The organism is Bacteroidota bacterium (genome assembly GCA_016213405.1).
Lineage (GTDB): Bacteria > Bacteroidota > Bacteroidia > Palsa-948 > Palsa-948 > Palsa-948.
In genome coordinates, this window is sequence record JACRAM010000012.1 from 1 (window position 1) to 21,068 (window position 21,068).

General features: G+C 43.8%; 8 protein-coding genes. 7 read left to right on the forward strand and 1 reads right to left on the reverse strand.

Annotated features, from left to right (window positions below):
• The 3 genes from HY841_01610 to HY841_01620 all read left to right on the forward strand — a co-directional run.
• Window positions 1-9,492, forward strand: a 9,492-nt coding sequence (locus tag HY841_01610; GenBank protein MBI4929429.1) for a PKD domain-containing protein, incomplete at its 5' end; no start/stop codon positions are given.
• Between the two features lie 12 nt (window positions 9,493-9,504).
• Window positions 9,505-10,608 (forward strand): PorP/SprF family type IX secretion system membrane protein, encoded by a 1,104-nt coding sequence (locus HY841_01615; GenBank protein MBI4929430.1) that lies wholly within the window; start codon window positions 9,505-9,507, stop codon window positions 10,606-10,608.
• A gap of 347 nt (window positions 10,609-10,955) precedes the next feature.
• Window positions 10,956-15,182, forward strand: coding sequence for a gliding motility-associated C-terminal domain-containing protein (locus HY841_01620; GenBank protein ID MBI4929431.1), 4,227 nt, complete (start codon window positions 10,956-10,958; stop codon window positions 15,180-15,182).
• Between the two features lie 100 nt (window positions 15,183-15,282).
• On the opposite strand, the gene HY841_01625 is transcribed toward HY841_01620, so the two are convergent.
• Window positions 15,283-18,024, reverse strand: coding sequence for a 2-oxoglutarate dehydrogenase E1 component (locus HY841_01625; GenBank protein MBI4929432.1), 2,742 nt, complete (start codon window positions 18,022-18,024; stop codon window positions 15,283-15,285).
• Between the two features lie 350 nt (window positions 18,025-18,374).
• Between HY841_01625 and HY841_01630 the strand changes: the two genes are divergently transcribed.
• The 4 genes from HY841_01630 to HY841_01645 all read left to right on the forward strand — a co-directional run bounded on the left by HY841_01630 (window position 18,375) and on the right by HY841_01645 (window position 20,970).
• Entirely contained in the window at window positions 18,375-19,607 is a 1,233-nt protein-coding gene (locus HY841_01630; GenBank protein MBI4929433.1) for a site-specific integrase, read from the forward strand.
• Window positions 19,608-19,639: 32 nt separating this feature from the next.
• Window positions 19,640-20,032: a HEPN domain-containing protein gene (locus HY841_01635; protein ID MBI4929434.1), complete on the forward strand. Its 393-nt coding sequence runs from the start codon at window positions 19,640-19,642 to the stop codon at window positions 20,030-20,032.
• Entirely contained in the window at window positions 20,008-20,322 is a 315-nt protein-coding gene (locus HY841_01640; protein ID MBI4929435.1) for a nucleotidyltransferase domain-containing protein, read from the forward strand. Before HY841_01635 ends, HY841_01640 begins: the two co-directional genes overlap by 25 nt.
• 99 nt (window positions 20,323-20,421) lie before the next feature.
• Window positions 20,422-20,970: a hypothetical protein gene (locus tag HY841_01645; GenBank protein MBI4929436.1), complete on the forward strand. Its 549-nt coding sequence runs from the start codon at window positions 20,422-20,424 to the stop codon at window positions 20,968-20,970.
• The last annotated feature ends 98 nt before the right edge of the window (window positions 20,971-21,068 follow it).

The window sequence follows — 21,068 nt, forward strand, 5'->3', positions numbered from 1 at the left end:
ACTTTATCGCTCACCTCCAATACCATTGCCAGCGCTTCTTATAACTGGACAGGACCGAACAGTTTTACTTCCACGCTGGAAGACCCGGTCATTGCCGCTGCCACTGTTGCCGCTACAGGAACGTATTCCGTGAACGTTACCGTGGCCGGTTGTGCGGGTCCTTCGGCTACCACTTCGGTAACCGTCAATCCCATTCCGGCCGCGCCTGTGCCGGGCAGCAACACTCCTATCTGCGCGGGACAAACTTTATCGCTCACCTCCAATACCATTGCCAGCGCTTCTTATAACTGGACAGGACCGAACAGTTTTACTTCCACGCTGGAAGACCCGGTCATTGCCGCTGCCACTGTTGCCGCTACAGGAACGTATTCCGTCAATGTGACTGTGGCTGGCTGTGCGGGTCCTTCGGCTACCACTTCGGTAACCGTCAATCCCATTCCGGCTGCCCCTGTGCCGGGCAGCAACACTCCTATCTGCGCGGGACAGACTTTATCGCTCACTTCCAATACCATTGCCAGCGCTTCTTATAACTGGACAGGACCGAACAGTTTCACTTCCACTTCGGAAGACCCGGTCATTGCTGCTGCCACTACTGCCGCTTCCGGAACGTATTCCGTCAATGTGACCGTGGCCGGCTGCGCGGGGCCTTCGGCTACTACTTCGGTAACCGTCAATCCCATTCCGGCCGCGCCTACTCCGGGTAGCAACACTCCGGTTTGTTCAGGAAATGATTTGAGTTTGACAGCTAGCAGCACCGGAACAACTTATTCATGGAGCGGACCAAATAGTTTTACTTCCGCTTCCCAAAATCCTACGATAGCAGGAGTAACCACTGCTGCTTCGGGAACTTACTCGGTTACCGCAACTACCAGCGGCTGCACAAGCACAGCAGCAACTACAAGTGTTACAATAAACCAAACTCCGGTTGCACCTGTTGCAGGAAACAACAGCCCGATTTGCGTGGGAATTAATTTAAGTTTAACAGCATCTTCGACAGGAAGTACTTATAATTGGAACGGACCTAACAGTTTCACTTCCACTTCTCAGAATCCTGTTATTGCTGCAGCGGGAACAATTAATTCAGGCACCTATTCTGTAACTGCAACTTCTGCCGCAGGATGCGCAAGCCCTGTTGCAACAACCAGCGTTGTGGTGAATCCTCCGCCTTCAGCGCCAACAGCAGGAAGCAACTCTCCTGTGTGTTCGGGACAAACTCTTTCTCTTACTTCAAGCACAGTTGTGGGAGCAACTTATTTCTGGAGCGGGCCGAACAGTTTCACTGCTGCTTCTCAAAATCCTACGATAATAGGAGTAACCACGGCTGCTTCGGGAACTTATTCACTGATTGCAACTGTTGCGGGTTGTCCGCCTCTTACCACTCAAACAATTTCTGTAACGATAAATCAAACTCCAACTGCGCCAACGGCAGGAAGCAATTCTCCTGTTTGCTTGGGAGGAAATATCAGTTTAACAGCAAGTGCAACAGGAGCAACTTATAACTGGACAGGACCCAACAGTTTTACTTCTACTTCTCAGAATCCAGTTATCACCCCTGCGGCAACGATTAATGCAGGCACCTATTCTGTAACTGCCACTTCGGCTGCGGGATGCATAAGCACAGTCAGCACTACAAGTGTTGTTGTAAATCCTCCACCTCCGCCTCCTGCTGCCGGCAGCAACAGTCCGGTTTGTTCAGGTCAAACTATTTCACTTACTGTTGCCACCATTATAAGTGCCACGTATTCATGGACGGGACCGAACAGTTTTACTTCCACGGTTCAAAACCCCATAATCGGAGCTGCCACAACTCTCGCATCAGGAACTTATTCTATTATTGCTACTGTACCAGGATGCGGTCCAAGTTCTACCGGAACAGTGGCTGTAACTGTAAATGAAACACCTGTTGCTCCTTCTGCCGGAAGTAATTCTCCTGTTTGTTCAGGCAACGATATCAGTTTGACAGCAAGCGGAACAGGTGTTTCTTATACTTGGACAGGTCCGGGCGGATTTACTTCCACTACGCAGAATCCTGTAATCACTCCTGCAACAACAAGTAATTCCGGAACCTACTCTGTTACCACTACTTCTGCTGCCGGATGTACAAGTGTGCGAAACACAGTTGCTGTTACCGTAAATCAAACACCTGCTCCCCCTGTTGCGGGTAGCAATTCACCGGTTTGCTCAGGGCAAATATTAAGTTTGACTGCATCGAGCGTTGGAACTTCTTATTCATGGAGCGGACCAAATGGATTTACTTCCACTTCACAAAATCCAACAATAGGAGGTGTTACAACTTTAGCTACAGGAACCTATTCGGTTATTGCAACAGCAAGCGGATGCACGGGACCTGCGGGAACAGTTTCAGTTACCATCAATCAAACTCCTGTCGCGCCCGCTCCGGGAAGCAACAGCCCTATTTGTGCGGGAACTGATTTGAGCTTGACAGCAAGTTCAACTGGAACTTCTTATAATTGGAACGGACCCAATAGCTTTACTTCTACTTCTCAGAATCCGGTTATCACTGCTGCCGGAACTGTTGCTGCAGGAACTTATTCGGTCACTGCTACTGAAAACGGATGCACATGTCCTGCCGGAACTGTTTCGGTTACCATCAATCCTGCTCCTGCTACTCCCACAGCGGGAAGCAACAGCCCTGTTTGTGTTGGAAATACTATTTCTCTCACGGCAAGCACCATTGGCGGCACAACTTATTCATGGAGCGGACCAAATAGTTTCACTTCCACATCACAAAATCCAACTATACCAGGCGTAACCACGGATAATGCAGGCACTTATTCTGTAAGCGTAACATCCATTGCAACCGGCTGTGTAAGCACGGTAAACACAACTACCGTTATAGTGAATCCTCCGCCTTCTGCACCAACAGTAGGAAGCAATTCTCCTGTGTGTTCGGGGCAAACGCTGAGTTTGACTTCAAGCACGGTAGCAGGCGCAACGTATTCATGGACAGGACCGAATAGCTTTACCTCCTCTTCGCAGAATCCGGCAATCGGTATCGTAACTACTTCCGCAACGGGAACCTATTCACTGATTGCAACTGTTGGAGGATGTCCGCCTTTGCCAACACAAACAGTATCTGTTATTATTAATCAAACTCCCGCAGTGCCGGTAGCAGGAGGCAACACACCTGTTTGCGTTGGAAATGATATTTCACTTACAGCAAGTGCTACAGGAGCAACCTATAACTGGAGCGGACCAAACAGTTTTACTTCCACTACTCAGAATCCTGTCATCACTCCTGCTGCAACAACAAACTCCGGCACTTATTCTGTAACTGCCACTTCGGTTGACGGCTGTACAAGCACCGCGGGCACTGTTGCTATTGTTGTCAATGCTCCGCCATCCACACCAATTGCGGGAAGCAACAGCCCTTTCTGTTCAGGGCAAACACTTTCACTTACTTCGAATACTATTTCAGGAGCAACTTATTCCTGGAGCGGACCGAACAGTTTCACTTCTACTTCTCAGAATCCTATTATAGCAGGTGCGACCACTGCGGCATCCGGAACGTATTCTGTTGTCGCCATTGTTCCCGGATGTAGTACAAGTCCTGCGGGAACTGTTTCCGTAACAGTTAATGAAATTCCATCTGCGCCAACTGCCGGAAGCAACAGCCCGATTTGTTCGGGACAAGATTTAAGTTTGACAGCAAACACAGTTGGTGGAGCGACATATTCATGGAATGGACCAAATGGATTTACTTCGACTTCTCAAAACCCTGTCATCTCTCCTGCCTCCACAACAGATGCCGGAACTTATACGGTGAACTTAACCGCAAGCGGATGTACAAGTCCGGATGCAACTGTGAGCATTACCATCAATCAAACTCCTGCCATACCTGCAGCGGGAAGCAACAGTCCGATTTGCGAAGGACAAAATCTTAGTTTGACAGCTACCGCTGGCGGAAGCCCGACTTATTCATGGAATGGACCGAACAGCTTTACTTCCACTTTACAAAATCCTACCATCGCTGGAGCAACAACTGCTGATGCGGGTACATATACTGTGAACGTGACGGAAAACGGATGTACCAGTGTTGATTCAACAGTCAACGTTATTATCAATCAGACTCCGGCTGCTCCTGCCGCTGGCAGCAACACTCCTGTTTGCTCCGGGCAAACTTTATCGCTTACAGCAAGCACCATTGTGGGAGTAACTTATTCGTGGAGCGGACCAAACGGATTTACTTCCACTGCGCAAAATCCAACAATCATAAATGTTACCGTTGCTGCTTCGGGAACTTATTCTGTATTTGCATCCATTGGCGGATGCACAGGACCTGTGGGAATAACTTCTGTAACGGTGAATCCAACACCTAATCCCGCTGTAGGAAGCAACTCGCCTGTTTGCGAAGGAAATATTTTATCACTCACTTCAAGCGCTGTAGCAGGGGCCACTTACAGTTGGAGCGGACCGAATGGATTTACTTCCACTTCACAAAATCCAAGCATTGCGGGAGTCACTTCGTCAAATGCCGGAACATATACACTTACAGTTACTTCCTCTCTCGGATGCGTAAGTAATCCTAAAACAACTGTAGTTACAATTACACCTCCAATCCTAGTAAGTGCGGGTGCGGACCAAACTGTTTGCGCGAACAATGCAACAGTTACCTTGAATGGTTCTGTTTCGGGAGGAACAACCACAGGCAACTGGACAACTTCAGGCACCGGAACTTTCGTACCAACCAGCACAACGCTTAATGCTGATTACATTCCAAGTTCATTAGATACAGCAACCGGAATTCTAACGTTTACACTTACTTCAACCGGCAATGGCGGATGCACAGCGCAAACTGCTGTAATGACTCTTACAATTACGGACGCTCCAACTGCCAACGCTGGCGCTGACCAGACTCTTTGTGCAAACAATGATACGGTTATCCTCAACGGTTCTGTGAATGCGGCTGCATCTGGTGGAATATGGATTTCCTCCGGAACAGGAACTTTCTCTCCTGATAATTTATCACTCAGCACAACTTATATTCCTGATGCAACTGATACTCTTAACGGAAGTGTTACAATCGTACTGGTTACAACCGGAATCGGAACATGCCTTGCTGATACTGATACGGTTATTGTGACAATCACTCCCGCGCCCATCGTCAACGCTGGCATCAGCACAGTGGCTTGCAAGAACAATGCAAATGTTCCTCTCAACGGAACTTCTTCCACAGGTTCCGGAATATGGACAACATTGGGAACAGGAACTTTTGTGCCAACTCCAACAACACTGAATGCAATATATAATTCAAGCACTCCAGATACAATTTCCGGCTCGGTGATTTTGATTCTTACTTCCACAGGAAACGGAGGATGCAATCCCGTTACTGACACCATTGTCATCACTTATATTGACAAGCCGATTGTAAATGCAGGCGCGGATGTTACCGTTTGCGGAAACAATGCGAGCGTTGCTCTCAGCGGAACTTCCAACACTGGAAGCGGAACATGGGCAGCCATTGGCGGAGGCGGTACATTCGTCCCGAATTCGCTGAACTCCACTTTCACTCCGAGCGGGGCTCAAATCACTGCCGGAACAGCAACCCTTATTCTTACTTCCGCAAACAACGGAACATGCAATTCAGTAAAAGATACGTTGATTGTTACCATAACTCCTGCTCCTACTGTGAATGCAGGTGCTGACCAAACTGTTTGCGCAAACAATTCTGTTGTTACACTCAGCGGTTCATTCACCACTTCAACCGGTGCAGGATGGACAACTTTGGGAAGTGGAACATTTTCGCCTGATACATTCTCAATGGGTGTAACCTATACTCCAAGTCCTGCGGATACTTTTGCCGGAAGTGTAACAATTATTCTTACTTCAACAGGAAACGGGCTTTGCAATGCTGTTACAGACACAATGATTATTACAATTACTCCTGCTCCTGTTGTAAATGCGGGACCTGACATAATTCTCTGCTTCTCAAATCTCGTAGCAACGCTTAACGGAACTTCTTCCACCGGAAGCGGAACATGGTCAACTCCCAACGGAAGCGGAACATTCGGCAATGCATCTTCCCTTGTTACAACTTATACTGCAACTCCTGCCGACACGACTGCGGACAGTGTAATCATTGTTCTTACTTCTGCAGGAAATGGACTTTGCAATCCGGTTACCGATACGATGATTATTACTTTCGACAACTTCCCTTCTGTGAATGCGGGCAGCGATGTAACTGTCTGTGCGAATGCAGATACAGTTTTCCTCAATGGAAGTTCAACAACCGGTTCGGGCGTGTGGACAACAAGCGGAACAGGAACTTTCTCTCCTGATTCCATCACCTTAAATGCTTTTTATATTCCGAGCGATAGTGATACGATTGCCGGAACTGTTACGCTTACGCTGACATCCCTCAATGGATGCGCGCCTGTTGCCGATTCCATCATCGTAACTATCACTCCTGCTCCTGTTGTAAATGCGGGTCCCAACCAAACTATTTGTGCAACTCAAAATACAGTTTCCCTCAATGGTTCTGTTTCATCAGGCGCTACTACCGGACAATGGACAACACTTGGTTCCGGAACATTCTCTCCGGATGATTTAACATTGAATGCAACTTATAGTATAAGTACGACTGACAGTGCTGCCGGAAATGTTACGCTCATACTTACTTCTACCAACAATGGAAATTGTCTTGCCGTTTCCGATACTGTTAAATTATTTTTCTTGCAACCTCCCGTTGCAAATGCGGGAGCCGACCAAACTGTTTGTGCAAACAATGCCGCTCAACTGAATGGAACAATTACCGGAGGAAGCGGAACCGGAATCTGGACAACTCCTAATGGCAGCGGAATATTTGCTCCGGGCAATACCTCACTCAACGGAACTTATACGCCAAGCATCAATGATGCATTAACAGGAAATATTATTCTTGTTCTTACATCTACAAACAATGGCGGCTGTACTCCATCAACAGATACTGTAATAATATATGTAAATCCAGGCCCCATAGTGGGTGCCGGTACGGATCAGTTTGTATGCTCAGGCAGCGACTCAATAACTCTTAATGGAACTGTATTGAATTCAACTGGTGGTCAATGGACTACTTCCGGAAACGGAACATTCTCTCCCAATGATTCCACCCTTAATGGAAATTATATTTTCGGAAGCAATGACACAAGCACTGTAACGCTCGTGCTCACATCCACCGGAAACGGACAATGCGTTGCGGTAACAGATACGATGATTCTCATTATCGGAAGAACTCCTGTTGCGGCATTCTCCGGTTCTTCGGCTTGCACAGGGCAAACGGTTACATTCACTGATGCTTCCACTATTGTAAATGATACGATCGTTTCATGGGACTGGATAATTGACGGAGGAACAGATACACTTCAAAATCCAATTCATACGTATACTATTTCCGGCACAGATACTGTCACTCTTATTGTAACCACAAATATCGGCTGCACGGATACTGTGGTGCATGTAATAAATATAAATCCAACTCCTGCCGCATCATTCAGTTTCACGGTTGATTGCGTGAAGGATTCTGTATTCTTCACTGATAATTCTTCCATCGCCTCCGGAAATATTATTTCATGGAACTGGAATTTCGGTGACGCTACTACAAGTCCATTGCAAAATCCCGTTCACTCCTACTCCACTTCAGGAACATTTACGGTAACGCTTACTATTTCTTCCGATTCAGGATGCACGGCAACCGCTGTTGATACAGTTGTTTCATGCACAAATGTAATTGCCGGTTTTGTTTCTTCGGATTCTTCTGTTTGCACAGGGCAGACAATAGCATTTACCGATACATCCACCGTAATGGCTGGTGACAGTATTATTTCATGGATCTGGAATTTTGGAGATGGCGGAACAGATACAGTAAAGAATCCTTCCTACTCTTATTCTCTGGCAGGAACATATACCGTAACGCTTATTGTTGGTACAAATGCCGGTTCATCGGATACAGCGGTGCATATAATAAATGTAAATCCAACACCTGTTGCTTCGTTCAGTTACATCACAACTTGCCTGAGTGATTCTGTTTACTTCAACGACCTTTCTGCTATTTCTCTTCCCGGAAATATTATTTCATGGAGTTGGGATTTCGGTGACGCAACTACAAGCACACTCCAAAACCCTGTTCACTCCTACACCACTTCAGGTACTGTTACCGTAACGCTTACAGTCACTTCTGATTCCGGCTGTACTTCAACCTATATTGATTCATTGATTCCCGGCAAACCTGTCATCGCATTGTTTGCATCGGCTTCTTCCGCTTGTGCCGGGCAGACAATTATATTTACAGATACCTCTATAGCAATTAATGATACTATCATTTCATGGAACTGGAACTTTGGTGATGGTGGAATAGATTCCATACCGATTGTAAACTATACCTACACGCTTGCAGGAACCTACAGCGTAGCATTAATTGTTACAGATAGTGTGGGATGTTCTGATACGTTAACAAAAATAATTACCATTAACCCAACACCTGTTGCGTCATTCACAGTTCTTACAACCTGCTCGCTTGATTCAGTTTTCTTCTTCAGCACATCAACCATCTCCAGCGGAACTATTAGTTCATGGAGTTGGAACTTTGGCGATCCTGCTTCCGGTGCAAATAATATTTCTTCTCTTGCGAATCCTTCTCACTATTATGATTCTCTCGGAGTATATGTTGTTTCGCTCACCGTTACTTCTGATTCAGGATGCACTTCCGCATTTAGCGATACCATTATTCCTGTCAAAGGAATTATTCCCGGATTTAATTATTCAGGCGATTGCTGGTTCGCATATACATTCAGCGATTCTTCCGGTGTGGGAACGGGAGACAGCATCACAACCTGCTTCTGGAATTTTGGAGATGGCACCACTGATTCTACATGCAATCCTATACACTCATATTCCGTTGCCGGCACATATACCGTAACACATATTGTAACCAATGCAGGCGGATGTTCAGACACGCTTACAAATGTCATCACCATTCTGCCGCTCCCGATGGCTGATTTCAATCCTACGAACGGAATTTATTATACCACACAGGCAGTTGCCTTCACTGACCTCTCCACCAATGCGGTATCATGGGTATGGAATTTTGGTGATGGAGTAAGTGATAATGCGCAAAACCCCTCTCATAGTTTTAACGACAACGGATCGTTTGATGTAATGCTCATCGTAACAAACACGGATGGCTGTCTGGATACTGTGAAGCATTCATTTACTGTTAAAACATTTGTAGTATCCGTTCCCTCTGCATTCACACCCAATGGTGACGGGCAAAATGATGTGCTGTCCGTTCGCGGTGGACCTATGAAAGAAATGGACTGGAGAATTTACAATGAATGGGGCAACGAAATCTTCCATGCAACTTCACAAGACAACGGATGGGATGGAACGTACAAAGGAAAACTTCAGCCCTCGGCAAGATATGTTTACATACTTACAGGAATAACTTATGGAGAGGATGTAGTAGATATTCATGGAGATGTAACCATCCTTAAGTAAAAAAAGAAAAACATGAAAACTAAAAAAGAAGTTTACGGTTTATGGTCTGCTGTTTACGGTTTTTTCAACTATAAACTTATTTTGTTTTTATTTGTAGTAACTGCAAACTGCAAACTGGAGACTGCAAACTGTTTTGCGCAGGACTTCCACCTCACGCAGTTTGATGCCGCTCCGCATTATTATAATCCCGCAATAACCGGAGTCTATTTCGGAGAGCAAGCCAACTATAAAATTTATGGCGATTACCGCTCACAATGGAAGGCGTTCGGAACAAAACCCTATTCAACAACCTATCTGGCGTATGATATGCCATACAATAACTGGGGCAAAGAATTTGGAGTGGGCGGTTATTTAATTCACAGCCGAAACGGCAAAGGCGGCTTGAACACACTCAACTTCATGCCATCAATTGCTTATAAAATCACAAATGATGTGAGCGGACCTCACAACCTTTCTGTTGGTTTGCAAATGGGCATTCTTTATAAAAGCTTTGACCCGAACAATTTCACCTATGACAATCAGTATAATCCTGATGCAGACGGAGGTTTTGATGTCAATACTTCAAGCGGAGAGAATTTTGAAAAAACAAGCTGGCTGAAATTTGACGCCAACATGGGTGTCTTTTACAAATACAAAAAACCGGAATGGAAAGCGCAGCCATGGGGTGGCTTTTCAATTTATCATGCAACAAAACCAAAACAAACTTTTACAAACGTTACAAAAGACCGCATGCCCATGCACTTCATCTTGCAGGCAGGCGCTGATTATAAAATAAATGAGGATATAAAAATTATTCCATCCCTCCTTTTTATGAAACAGGCAAAAGCGTATGAGTTTACTATCGGCAGTCTTGGTTTTTATAAAATGAAAGAAACCCCCTACGAAATTATCGGTGGATTAAATTACCGCTGGAAAGACGCCTTCATTATCCAGGCAGGAATGAAATACGAACAGCATATCTTTAAACTTTCATACGATATTAATACATCCTACCTTAATAATTACACCAACGGAAGAGGCGCGTTTGAATTTTCTCTGGTGCTTACCGGCATAAACGGCAAACCCCTCTTCAATCCAAAATTCTTTCAGGGAAAAGGAACGAACAAATCGCTCTGAGATTTCCTTTCCTCTCCTGTGGGAGAGGGGCAGACCTGTCCCGATCGAACTTGTCCCGACCGGAGCGTCAGGAGCATCGGGGGCTGAGGGCTTCTGGAGTTAACGCCACTTTTATTTCTCCCCACTTTGAAGAGTGCCCTCCTCCCATCCTTGTGCAAGGAGGGGACACAGGGGTGGTTGCTTTCTCCGTAGGAGAAAAATAGTAAAAAGAATTCCCACACAAAACATTCCCCTCTCTTCCCCTAAAATCTCCTGCACACGGGCAAGCGCGAAAACCGTTTCCATAGAAACCTAATCTTTAAATAATAATAATAAAATCTACGATAAATTAATTTAACTTTGTACCGATGAAAGTACATTTACTTTTTATTTCTTATTTGTTTTCTGCAATCATACTCCCCTCTCTTTCAGGAGAGAGATTAGGGAGTAAGGTCTCCGCCCAGCAATGCGATATTATTTATGTAACGGTTAATGGCGCAGCAAGCGGAGCAGCAGGCACGCAAGCCAATCCCGCTGACTTAACGTACGGATTAACTCTCGTCACCGCCACCGCCAACCAACTCTGGCTCGCCACAGGAACTTATACCATTTCAACTCCGCTTTTTATTCCTTCCAACGTAACCATCGAAGGCGGGTTCAATGCAGTAACATGGGCAAAAAGCAACGGTACGCCAAGTATTATTTACCGCGATGCGAATAACCCTGCCGGTCCTCCTGCCAATGCGTTGTTCGCACTGGTAGGAACAAGTGTTTCAGGTTTTCGTTTGCAGGATTTGACCATCAACACTGCCAACGCTCCCGGAAACGGAACCACTGTCTACGGAATTTATCTCGATGGATGCTCAAATTATAATATCACCCGTTGCGAAGTATCAACCGGTTCAGGCGCACCCGGTTTTCCAAGCGTCAACGGAACTCCCGGAACTCCCGGTGGAAATGGTTCTCCCGGTAATGCCGGAATGGCAGAGCCCGGTCCAATACCCGGAGGAGCAGGAGGAATCGGCACACTTTACAATGGCGGCAACGGAGCAAACACCACCGGATACGATAACCAATCTGCCGGTGCAGCAGGTGCAGGAGCATGCGGAGGTGCGGGCGGTGCAGGTGGAACAGGTCCATCCTGTTCTGCCGGATGTTTTTTTGGTCCTCCAAGTTGCGGTAGCACAACACCCGGTCAGCCCGGTCAGCCCGGAGGAAACGGAACAGTTGGAACAACAGGTACAGTAGGAACACCGGGAAGTATTGCTGGATGTTATTTTGTTCCTGGCGGTGCAGGAGGAAACGGAGGAAACGGAACGGATGGATGCGGTGGAGGCGGTGGTGGTGCAGGAGGAGGAAGACAGGAAAACGGAGCGGATGATTGGGGCGGATCTGGAGGTGGAGGCGGTGGCGGTGGCAGTGGCGGAACAGGAGGAACGGGCGGCACCGGTGGCGGAGGAAGTTTTGCGGTGTTCCTTTGCAACAACGGAGCAGGAGGAATTATACAAGATTGTTTTCTTAATCCCGGTGCGGGAGGAACAGGCGGCTTCGGCACAGGAGGAGCAGGTGGTGCAGGTGGAATTGGCGGTGCGGGTGGTGCTGCTGGAGTTTGCTCTAACGGTGTAGGAGGAAATGGCGGCAACGGAGGAAACGGTGGTGCAGGTGGAGACGGAGGTCCCGGAGCAACCGGACTCAGCATAGTACTCAGCGAAAACGGAGGAACACCCGTTACAAATCTTGGCGTTACTTCTGTGCCCGGAAACCCTCCGGTCATCACAGTGATGAATCACGGATGCACCAATTCAGAAGTTGTGTTCACTGCGGCAAGTTCTGCCACATGGAATTTCGGAGCAGGCGCATCTCCGGCAACAGGCAACGGAGCAGGACCCATTTCAGTTTATTACTCTTCTCTCGGAAGAAAAACCATTTCGTTCTCAGGAACAAACTTTACCGACTTCATAAATATTTTTCAGAACGGACCGGCTCTTCCGAGCATCTCTACTGCCAGCACAACAATTGCCTCAGGATGTCCTACCCTCTTCAGCACTTCTTTAACCGGAACGTATTACCAATGGTATTTCCCTTCTTCCGCAAATCCTGATTCAGTAGTGGGAGCATCGGCAACCAGCGCAAACAATATTATTTTCTTTTCTACCGGAACGTACACGATTTATTTGTATGTAACCACCGCCTGCTGCGGAAGAGTGAAAGATTCGTTAACGGTCACTGTTCTTCCAAGCGCACTGAATATTTCTTTGAACCCCTCCCCTGCTTCTGTTTGTGCGGGAAGTTCTCTTACGTTCACTGCCACTCCTCCGGGATATACGGGGTACAACTTTTTTCTTAACGGAGTTTCTGTTCAGAACGGTGCAGGCAACACGTTCACTTCTTCCACACTTCTGAATGGAGACAGCATAATGGTGATGGTAACGAACGGAACTTGCTTCAACGGTACAAATGCAATGGTGGTTACTGTCAATCCTGTGCCGGTCGCAAACATTTCTGCACAGGCAAATGTACTCTGCTTCGGAGGAAACAATGGTTCAGCAACTGCATCAGTTACAGTCGGCGGTTCCCCGTTCACTTATTTGTGGAGCAATTCACAATCAGGAGCAACCGCAAGCAATCTTACAGCAGGAAATTATTCAGTACTCATTACGGATGCGAACGGATGCACCACTTCTCAAAGCGTATCCATCACGCAACCGGCAGCATCACTTTCGTCTTCGGTTACTTCAACAAATATTACCTGCAATGGAATGAATGACGGAACAGCATTTGTTAATGCAAACGGAGGAACCGGAAGTTATACGTACAACTGGTCGCCCAGCGGAGGAAGTGCTGCTTCTGCTACAGGATTAATTGCCGGAAATTATACTGCTACTGTGACCGATGCGAACGGCTGCACAAACACAAATACATTTACGATTACTCAACCCGCAGTGCTCACGGCTTCGGTAACATCAACAAATGTTACCTGCTTTGGATTTAATAACGGAACAAGTACAGTAACCGCAGCAGGAGGAACAGGTGCTTATACCTACGCATGGTTTCCATCAGGAGGAAATTCTTCTGCAGCTTCAAATCTGTCTCCCGGAAATTATACAATAACCGTAACGGATGTGAACGGATGCACAAATACAAATTCAATAACCATCACACAACCGGGAGCAGCGCTCACTGCTTCGGTAACGTCCACAAATATTTCCTGCAACGGGGCGAATGATGGAACTGCATCTGTGAATGCAAATGGAGGAACTGTTGGTTACACCTACAACTGGTCGCCAAGCGGAGGAACTTCTTCTTCAGCATCAGGATTAACTGCCGGAAATTACACAACAACTGTAACAGATGCTAACGGATGCACAAACACAAACACATTTACTATTATTGAGCCACCGGCAATTACTGTAATCACATTTCAAAACAATGTTACCTGCAACGGGTTGAGTAACGGGCAATCCTTTGCTGTTGTGAATGGGGGAACTCCCGGTTATTCTTATTTGTGGAGCAACGGGCAAACTACTCAAACTGCTACGGGTTTTTCTGCGGGAAATTATTCTCTTACCGTTACTGATGCAAGCGGATGTACAACCACATTTGCCCTCACTATCACTCAACCCTTAGTAATTTCACCCAACACCTCTCAATCAATTGCCACCTGCGGAAATAATGATGGAACCGCAACTTCAAATACATCAGGAGGTACTCCGGCTTATACTTATTCATGGAACAACGGACAAACCACACAAACAGCAAGCGGGCTTACTCCCTATACAATTTACACCGTCACAATTACTGATTCGTATGGATGCACTGCATCAGATACTGTTTCGGTGGGACAGGCAGGTCCACCGGTTGCAAACATCACAGGCAATACAATTATCTGCAATGGAAACAATACAGCGCTTACTGCATCGGGCGGATTAACATATGTCTGGAATACGTTTGCCACCACAACATCCATTACCGTTTCTCCCAACGCTTCAACAAATTATTCTGTGGTTGCGACAAACGGTGCCTGCTCAGATACTGCTTTTATTTCCGTAACCGTAAATCCTACGCCAACCGCAAGTGCAGGAACAGACACCACCATTATGCAGTTTGAATCTACAACGCTTAATGGAAATGGCGGAACAAGTTATCAATGGTTTCCTCCAACTGATTTGTCATGCCTGAATTGTCAAAACCCATCTGCTTCGCCAAACGCTACCACTACTTATATAGTCATTGTTACGGATGCAAACGGATGCACAGCGATTGACTCTGTAACAATTTTTGTTACACCGATAGAATGTAATGATCCGTATTTGCCAAACGCTTTTTCACCAAATGGCGATGGAGAAAATGATGTGTTGAAAATTTACAGCAAAGTTCCCGAATGTATTGTTGATGTAAAACTTGTGATTTACAACCGCTGGGGAGAAAAAGTTTTCCAGACCGAAGATCCCACCTTTGAATGGGACGGAACGTATAACCGAGCCATTCTGAATAACCACCTGGCGGGAACAGAAGTGTTTGTTTACAAGTTGGAGGTGACGGTTTTTCCAGACAAACAATTTAAGAAAACCGGAAATATTTCACTGGTACAATAAATTCGGAATCTATAACATTGTTGAGTCCCAGCCTGCTTTAGGAAGTTAGGTGTGATGGTTATTCTATTAGGATTAAAATTATAGCTGCGAGAGGGGGAATTTAATTCTCAAATTCTTTTGAAAAACTTCTTTCCATTAAGGCAGATTGTTCGCGCTCATGTGCAAGATGAGATCCTGTAGCAGGGCTTGCACTTGCATGTCTTGAAATTAATTTTAACGAAACACCCTTAACCGTGCGAAGTATATAGTTCCATGCTCCCATATTCTCAGGTTCTTCCTGAGTCCAAACCCATTCTGAAACATTTTTGTATTTTGAAATCACTTGCTGGAATTGTTTTTCCGGAAAGGGATATAATTGTTCCAGACGTATAATGGCAATATGATCTGCTTTATCTTTCTCTTTACGTTCAAGTAATTCGAAATAAATTTTTCCCGAACAAAAAATCACGCGGGATATTTGTTTTGCATCGGTAGAAACATCATCAATGATTTCTTTAAAGCTACCTTTCACCATATCCTCCATGGTGGAAACGCAACGCGGGTGGCGCAACAAACTCTTCGGGGTAAATACAATCAGCGGTTTTCTGAAATCTCTTTTCATTTGCCTTCTCAAAACATGAAAAAAATTAGCGGGAGTAGTACAGTTTACTATCTGCATGTTTTCTTCAGCGCATAATTGCAAAAATCTTTCCAGCCTTGCGCTTGAGTGCTCAGCTCCCTGGCCTTCATAACCGTGCGGAAGCAGCAAAACAATACCGTTCATCAGTTTCCATTTATCTTCTGCATTACTTATGTATTGGTCAATGATTACCTGGGCACCATTGTTAAAATCTCCGAACTGCGCTTCCCAGATAACGAGTGTGTTTGGAGAAGACAATGCATATCCATATTCAAAACCGAGCACGGCATATTCGCTAAGCAAGCTGTTGCAGATATAAAAAGCCGCTTGCCCTTTTTTTACATTGTTCAAGGGGCTGTATTGTTCTTCGCTGTCTTCCACAGGAACCACAGCATGACGGTGAGAAAATGTTCCTCGCTCAACATCCTGCCCGCTGAACCAAACAGGAAATCCTTCGGATACCAAAGAACCGTAGGCTAGCAGTTCAGCCATAGCCCAGTTTATATTTTCCCCCTTCTGAATCATTGCTTTTCTGTCAGCAAATAATTTGGTCGTTTTGTTAAAGAATTTTTTTTCTGAAGGCAAATCGGTAATGCGTTCTCCTATTTCAAGCAACGTATTTTTATCCACTCCTGTTTCGGGCGAAGCTTCAAAATCTTTTTTCTCCGCCACACGAAATCCTTTCCATTTCCCTTTTGGGTATTCTTCCGAATCGGGGCTGCTCATTTCCTTTGCTAATTTGGCAACTTCCATATTTTTCTGAAGCAGTTTTTTAAACTCCAGTTCTATCTCTTTCACCTGATCAGCTTCAATGTCGCCTTGTTGCAATAATTTTTTGGAATATATCTCCAAAAGATTCGGGTGTGCAGCAATGGCTTTGTACAATAAGGGTTGTGTGAAGCGCGGCTCATCGTTTTCATTGTGCCCATATTTCCGGAAACCCAAAATATCTATGAACACATCGCGATGAAATTTCTGTCGGAATTCCATCGCCAGTTGAATGGTATACACCAGCGCTTCCACATCATCACTATTCACGTGGAAGACAGGCGATAAGGTTACTTTTGCCACATCGGTGCAATAGGTGGATGAGCGTCCATCAATGTAATTGGTCGTAAAACCAATTTGGTTATTCACTACAATGTGAATGGTCCCTCCTGTTTTGAATCCGCGAAGTTGCGACATCTGAATAACTTCATACACAACGCCCTGAGCTGCGATGGCGGCATCGCCATGAATGAGAATAGGCGCAATCCATTTCTCATTCCCGCCCTCTGTGTTATCCATTTTGGAACGAACGATTCCCTGCACCACAGGATCAACAGCTTCCAGATGTGATGGATTGGGCGCTAAACTTAAATGAACTTTCTTTCCTGTATTTGTAAGAACATCGCTGGAAAATCCCAGATGATATTTTACATCTCCGGCAAAAGTGATGTTGTCGTATTCCAATCCTTCAAACTCTGTAAATATTTCTTCGTATGATTTGCCTAAAATATTTGCCAGCACACTCAATCTTCCGCGATGCGACATGCCGATAACAAATTCTTTAATACCCATTTCAGCACCGCAATCAATCACAGCATCCAATGCGGGAATGAGTGCTTCGCATCCTTCAAGTGAAAAACTTTTTTGACCTACAAATTTTGTGTGAATAAAACTCTCGAAAGCTACCGCCTCGCTCACCTTTTTCAGAATGCGTTTTTTTTCTTCGGCAGAAAAGTTTTTTGAATTACGCGTGCTTTCCATTTTCTGCTCCAGCCAATCCACCACTTCGGGTGTGCGGATGTATTTATATTCGGCACCAACACTTTCGCAATAGGTTGCGTCCAGATGAGCTATGATATCTTTCAGCGTTGCGTCCCCAATGCCGAGCATTGAACCCGCATGAAAAACAGTTTCAAGGTCGTTAGGTGTAAGTCCGAAATTTTCTATTTCGAGTGTGGGAGAATATTTTCTGCGTGTTCGAACCGGATTTGTTTTGGTGAATAAATGTCCGCGCGAACGATATCCGTTGATGAGGTTAATGACTTTAAATTCCGCCTGAATATTTTTTCCACCCGATGACAAAGTATCAGGAGGATGTTTTAATTGTGCAAATTCAAAGCCTTCAAAAAATATACGCCAGTTATCATCTACTGATTCAGGGTTTTGAAGATATTGTTTATACAACGATTCAATCTTTGAATTTTCATCCATGCTTAGGTTATTATATTCCTCCATGATGCAAAGTTAATTATCGCGCAGAATGTTCGTTAATCATTATTCTGCACCCCATCGGGCAAGAACAGGAATTACATCCTCTCCATATACCGAACTAAAAACAAAAAACACCTGTAAGTATTAAACTCACAAGTGTTTCTGTGATGGATTCGTAGCCCGTAGGGGACTTTTAAATGTCTTTTCTGCCTTTTCTTCTTTTGCCTTCATTTGTTGTATTACACTATGGTTTTAGAGTGAAATTTGTTGATTAAGCACAAAGTAAGATAAAGAGCAAAGAACTAAAAAGTGTCCCCCAAAGTGTCCCCCAATATAAGTTTCTTTTACCTTTACCATAACTAAATAATATTATCATGGCAAAAGTAAACTTTTATTTAAAAGACAAAAAGGCAAAAACAGAAACTTTGGTTTATCTGTTTTTTAGTTACAACAATGAACGCCTGAAATATTCCACAGGCGAAAAGATACATCCTAAGAATTGGAACTTTGACAATCAAAGGGTGAAAAAATCTTTTTCAGGCAGTTTAGAGATGAACAATTTATTTGACCGTATAGGAGAAGGGGTACAAAAAATACACAGAGTTGCAATAACTGAAAATCACAATCTAACAAACGAATATCTCAAAGGAAAACTTGATAAACAAATTAACCCCGATAGAAATTTGCCAAAGGATTTTTTTGATTTCCTGAGTGAATTTATTGAAGTAAACAAAGTATCTAAGACACATCGCACCATTCAGAAATACAAAACATTAGAAAATCACTTGAAAGATTTTCAAACCAAGAAAAATTTTAAACTCTCCTTTGAAAAAATTGATGCAAGGTTTTACGAACAATTAACAGCATACTTCATAGGTGATTTAAAACTTTTAAACAATTCAAGTGCCAAATACATAAAAACACTAAAAACATTTTTGCATTGGGCAACTGAAAGAGGGTATAACGCAAATCTTTCTTTCGTAAAATTTAAAGCACAGGAAAGGGACGCTGATATTATTTATCTCACAGAAGAAGAACTTTTACGCCTATACAATTTTGACCTTTCTAAAAAAACTGCACAGGAAAATGTAAGGGATGTATTTTGTTTTGGTTGCTTTACTGGATTAAGATACTCAGATATTATTCGAGTAAAAAAGGAACACATTAAAGGGGATGAATTGCATTTTATATCTGAGAAAACAACCGACCGTTTAATTATTCCTTTAAGTAACTACGCAAAAGCAATTCTCAAAAAGCATAAATATTCTTTACCAGTTGTTTCAAATCAAAAAACAAACGAACACTTAAAAGAAATAGGCAAGTTGGAAGGGATAGAGATAGACGAACCCATTGTCTTGACAAAGTTTCGTGGTGTGGAAGAAATTCAGATTAGAAAACCGAAACATGAATTTCTTTCTTCGCACACAGCAAGACGAACTTTTGTAACTCTTTCACTTGAAAAAGGAATGAGACCTGAAACGGTGATGAGCATAACAGGACACAAGGAGTACGCTACTTTCAAAAAGTATATTAAAATTACAAGCAAGGTTAAACTTGTTGAAATGAAAAGGATTTGGAACAGACCGCAACTAAAAGCAGTATCCTAATCTTTACCCTTTTTTATTTACCTTTGCTCTAATTGAGCAAGCAGAAACATATTGACCATTGGTTAGCAAGCGCAGACAAGGACTGGGATGTGTTGCTCCACTTGATAAAAGGCAAAAAATATGTTCATGCTTTGTTTTTCGGACATCTCTATTTGGAAAAACTTTCTAAAGCATTATGGGTACAAAACAATTCTGAAAACCATCCACCGAGAACACACAATTTGTTAAAGTTGCTGAATGAAGCAAATGTTTCACTGGGTGAAAATGACCAACTGTTTTTACTCAAACTCAACAAATATCAGATTGAAGGACGTTACCCCGAAGACATTGAAAAACTTTATGCCATCACGCACAAAGAATTAGCAACCGAATACATTAAAACAATTAAACAACTTCAACTATGGCTGCGAAAACAACTGCGATAAACTATTCAAAAAGATTTTTGAACGCCTGCAAGGAACTACCCATTAAAATTGACAGGGCAATTCTTTTCGGCTCTGTGGCGCGGGGTAAAGCAACTTCCGATTCAGATATTGATTTGGCTTTATTTTCGGATAGTTTTTCAAATAACATTCTGAAAAATATTGACTTGCTCGGCAAGGTGCTGATTCATTATCCCGAATTAGATGTGCATACTTTCCCTTCACACAGCCAGAAGAAAGATAGCATGATGGAAGATGAAATAAAACAAACAGGCATTGCAATAAAAGTTTGAAGTCAGTTGAGTAGATAAGTTGCACAGCATTTTCACAGATAAAAGTTTTGATGTAAATAGAAAACTTCACTTTTCTATACAACTTTTTTATTTTTTTGCATGAAACAACAACAAACATCAGGATTGTTAAACTGGAATCCGACAAAAGGAAATCCATTTGATTATCAAATCCACAATTACAAAGACACTATTTCAAATGATACGGAATGGAAGATTGAAAAGCGAACAAACACCAAAGAGAAACCAATCAAACAAATTTATTTTTTTCATCATTTGAAAACTCTTGCAAGTTTGAATTTAAAATTTATTGAATTGCTGAATGGCGTTGATAAGGGTAATATAGTTACGCTTCTTGATAAGCAATACATTGATTGCACAAAACCGATAGTGGTATGGTTTACTTATCCCTTTAGCCAAAACGTAAAAGCAACCATCTATCCGCTTGTAAGAACATTTGATGAAAGCAAACAACAAATCATATCTGAACACGCAGGATATTTAATATGGCAGATTGCAAGAGTATATGCCGAAATTTATCAAAATCATTGGGAAAGTGTTGGCATATATGGACACGGATTTGCAGATTTATATTTGGAAGGACTTGAGTTCTTCAAAAACAATGAAGTTGAATTGCTGATGGGCGCATAGATTTTTTTCTTGCTTCTTTGTTGGTGAAAATATTTTTTTCACGCAAAAGAAAACAAAAACGAAAAAAAATAAAAACTTGAAAACTTGAAAACTTGAAA

Bases quoted from the DNA above. Each gene is read 5' to 3' on its own strand.
- HY841_01640 (MBI4929435.1), top strand. From the start codon at position 20,008: ATGGCTGCGAAAACAACTGCGATAAACTATTCAAAAAGATTTTTGAAC.
- HY841_01620 (MBI4929431.1), top strand. From the start codon at position 10,956: ATGAAAGTACATTTACTTTTTATTTCTTATTTGTTTTCTGCAATCATA.
- HY841_01630 (MBI4929433.1), top strand. From the start codon at position 18,375: ATGGCAAAAGTAAACTTTTATTTAAAAGACAAAAAGGCAAAAACAGAA.
- HY841_01615 (MBI4929430.1), top strand. From the start codon at position 9,505: ATGAAAACTAAAAAAGAAGTTTACGGTTTATGGTCTGCTGTTTACGGT.
- HY841_01625 (MBI4929432.1), bottom strand. From the start codon at position 18,024: ATGGAGGAATATAATAACCTAAGCATGGATGAAAATTCAAAGATTGAA.
- HY841_01645 (MBI4929436.1), top strand. From the start codon at position 20,422: ATGAAACAACAACAAACATCAGGATTGTTAAACTGGAATCCGACAAAA.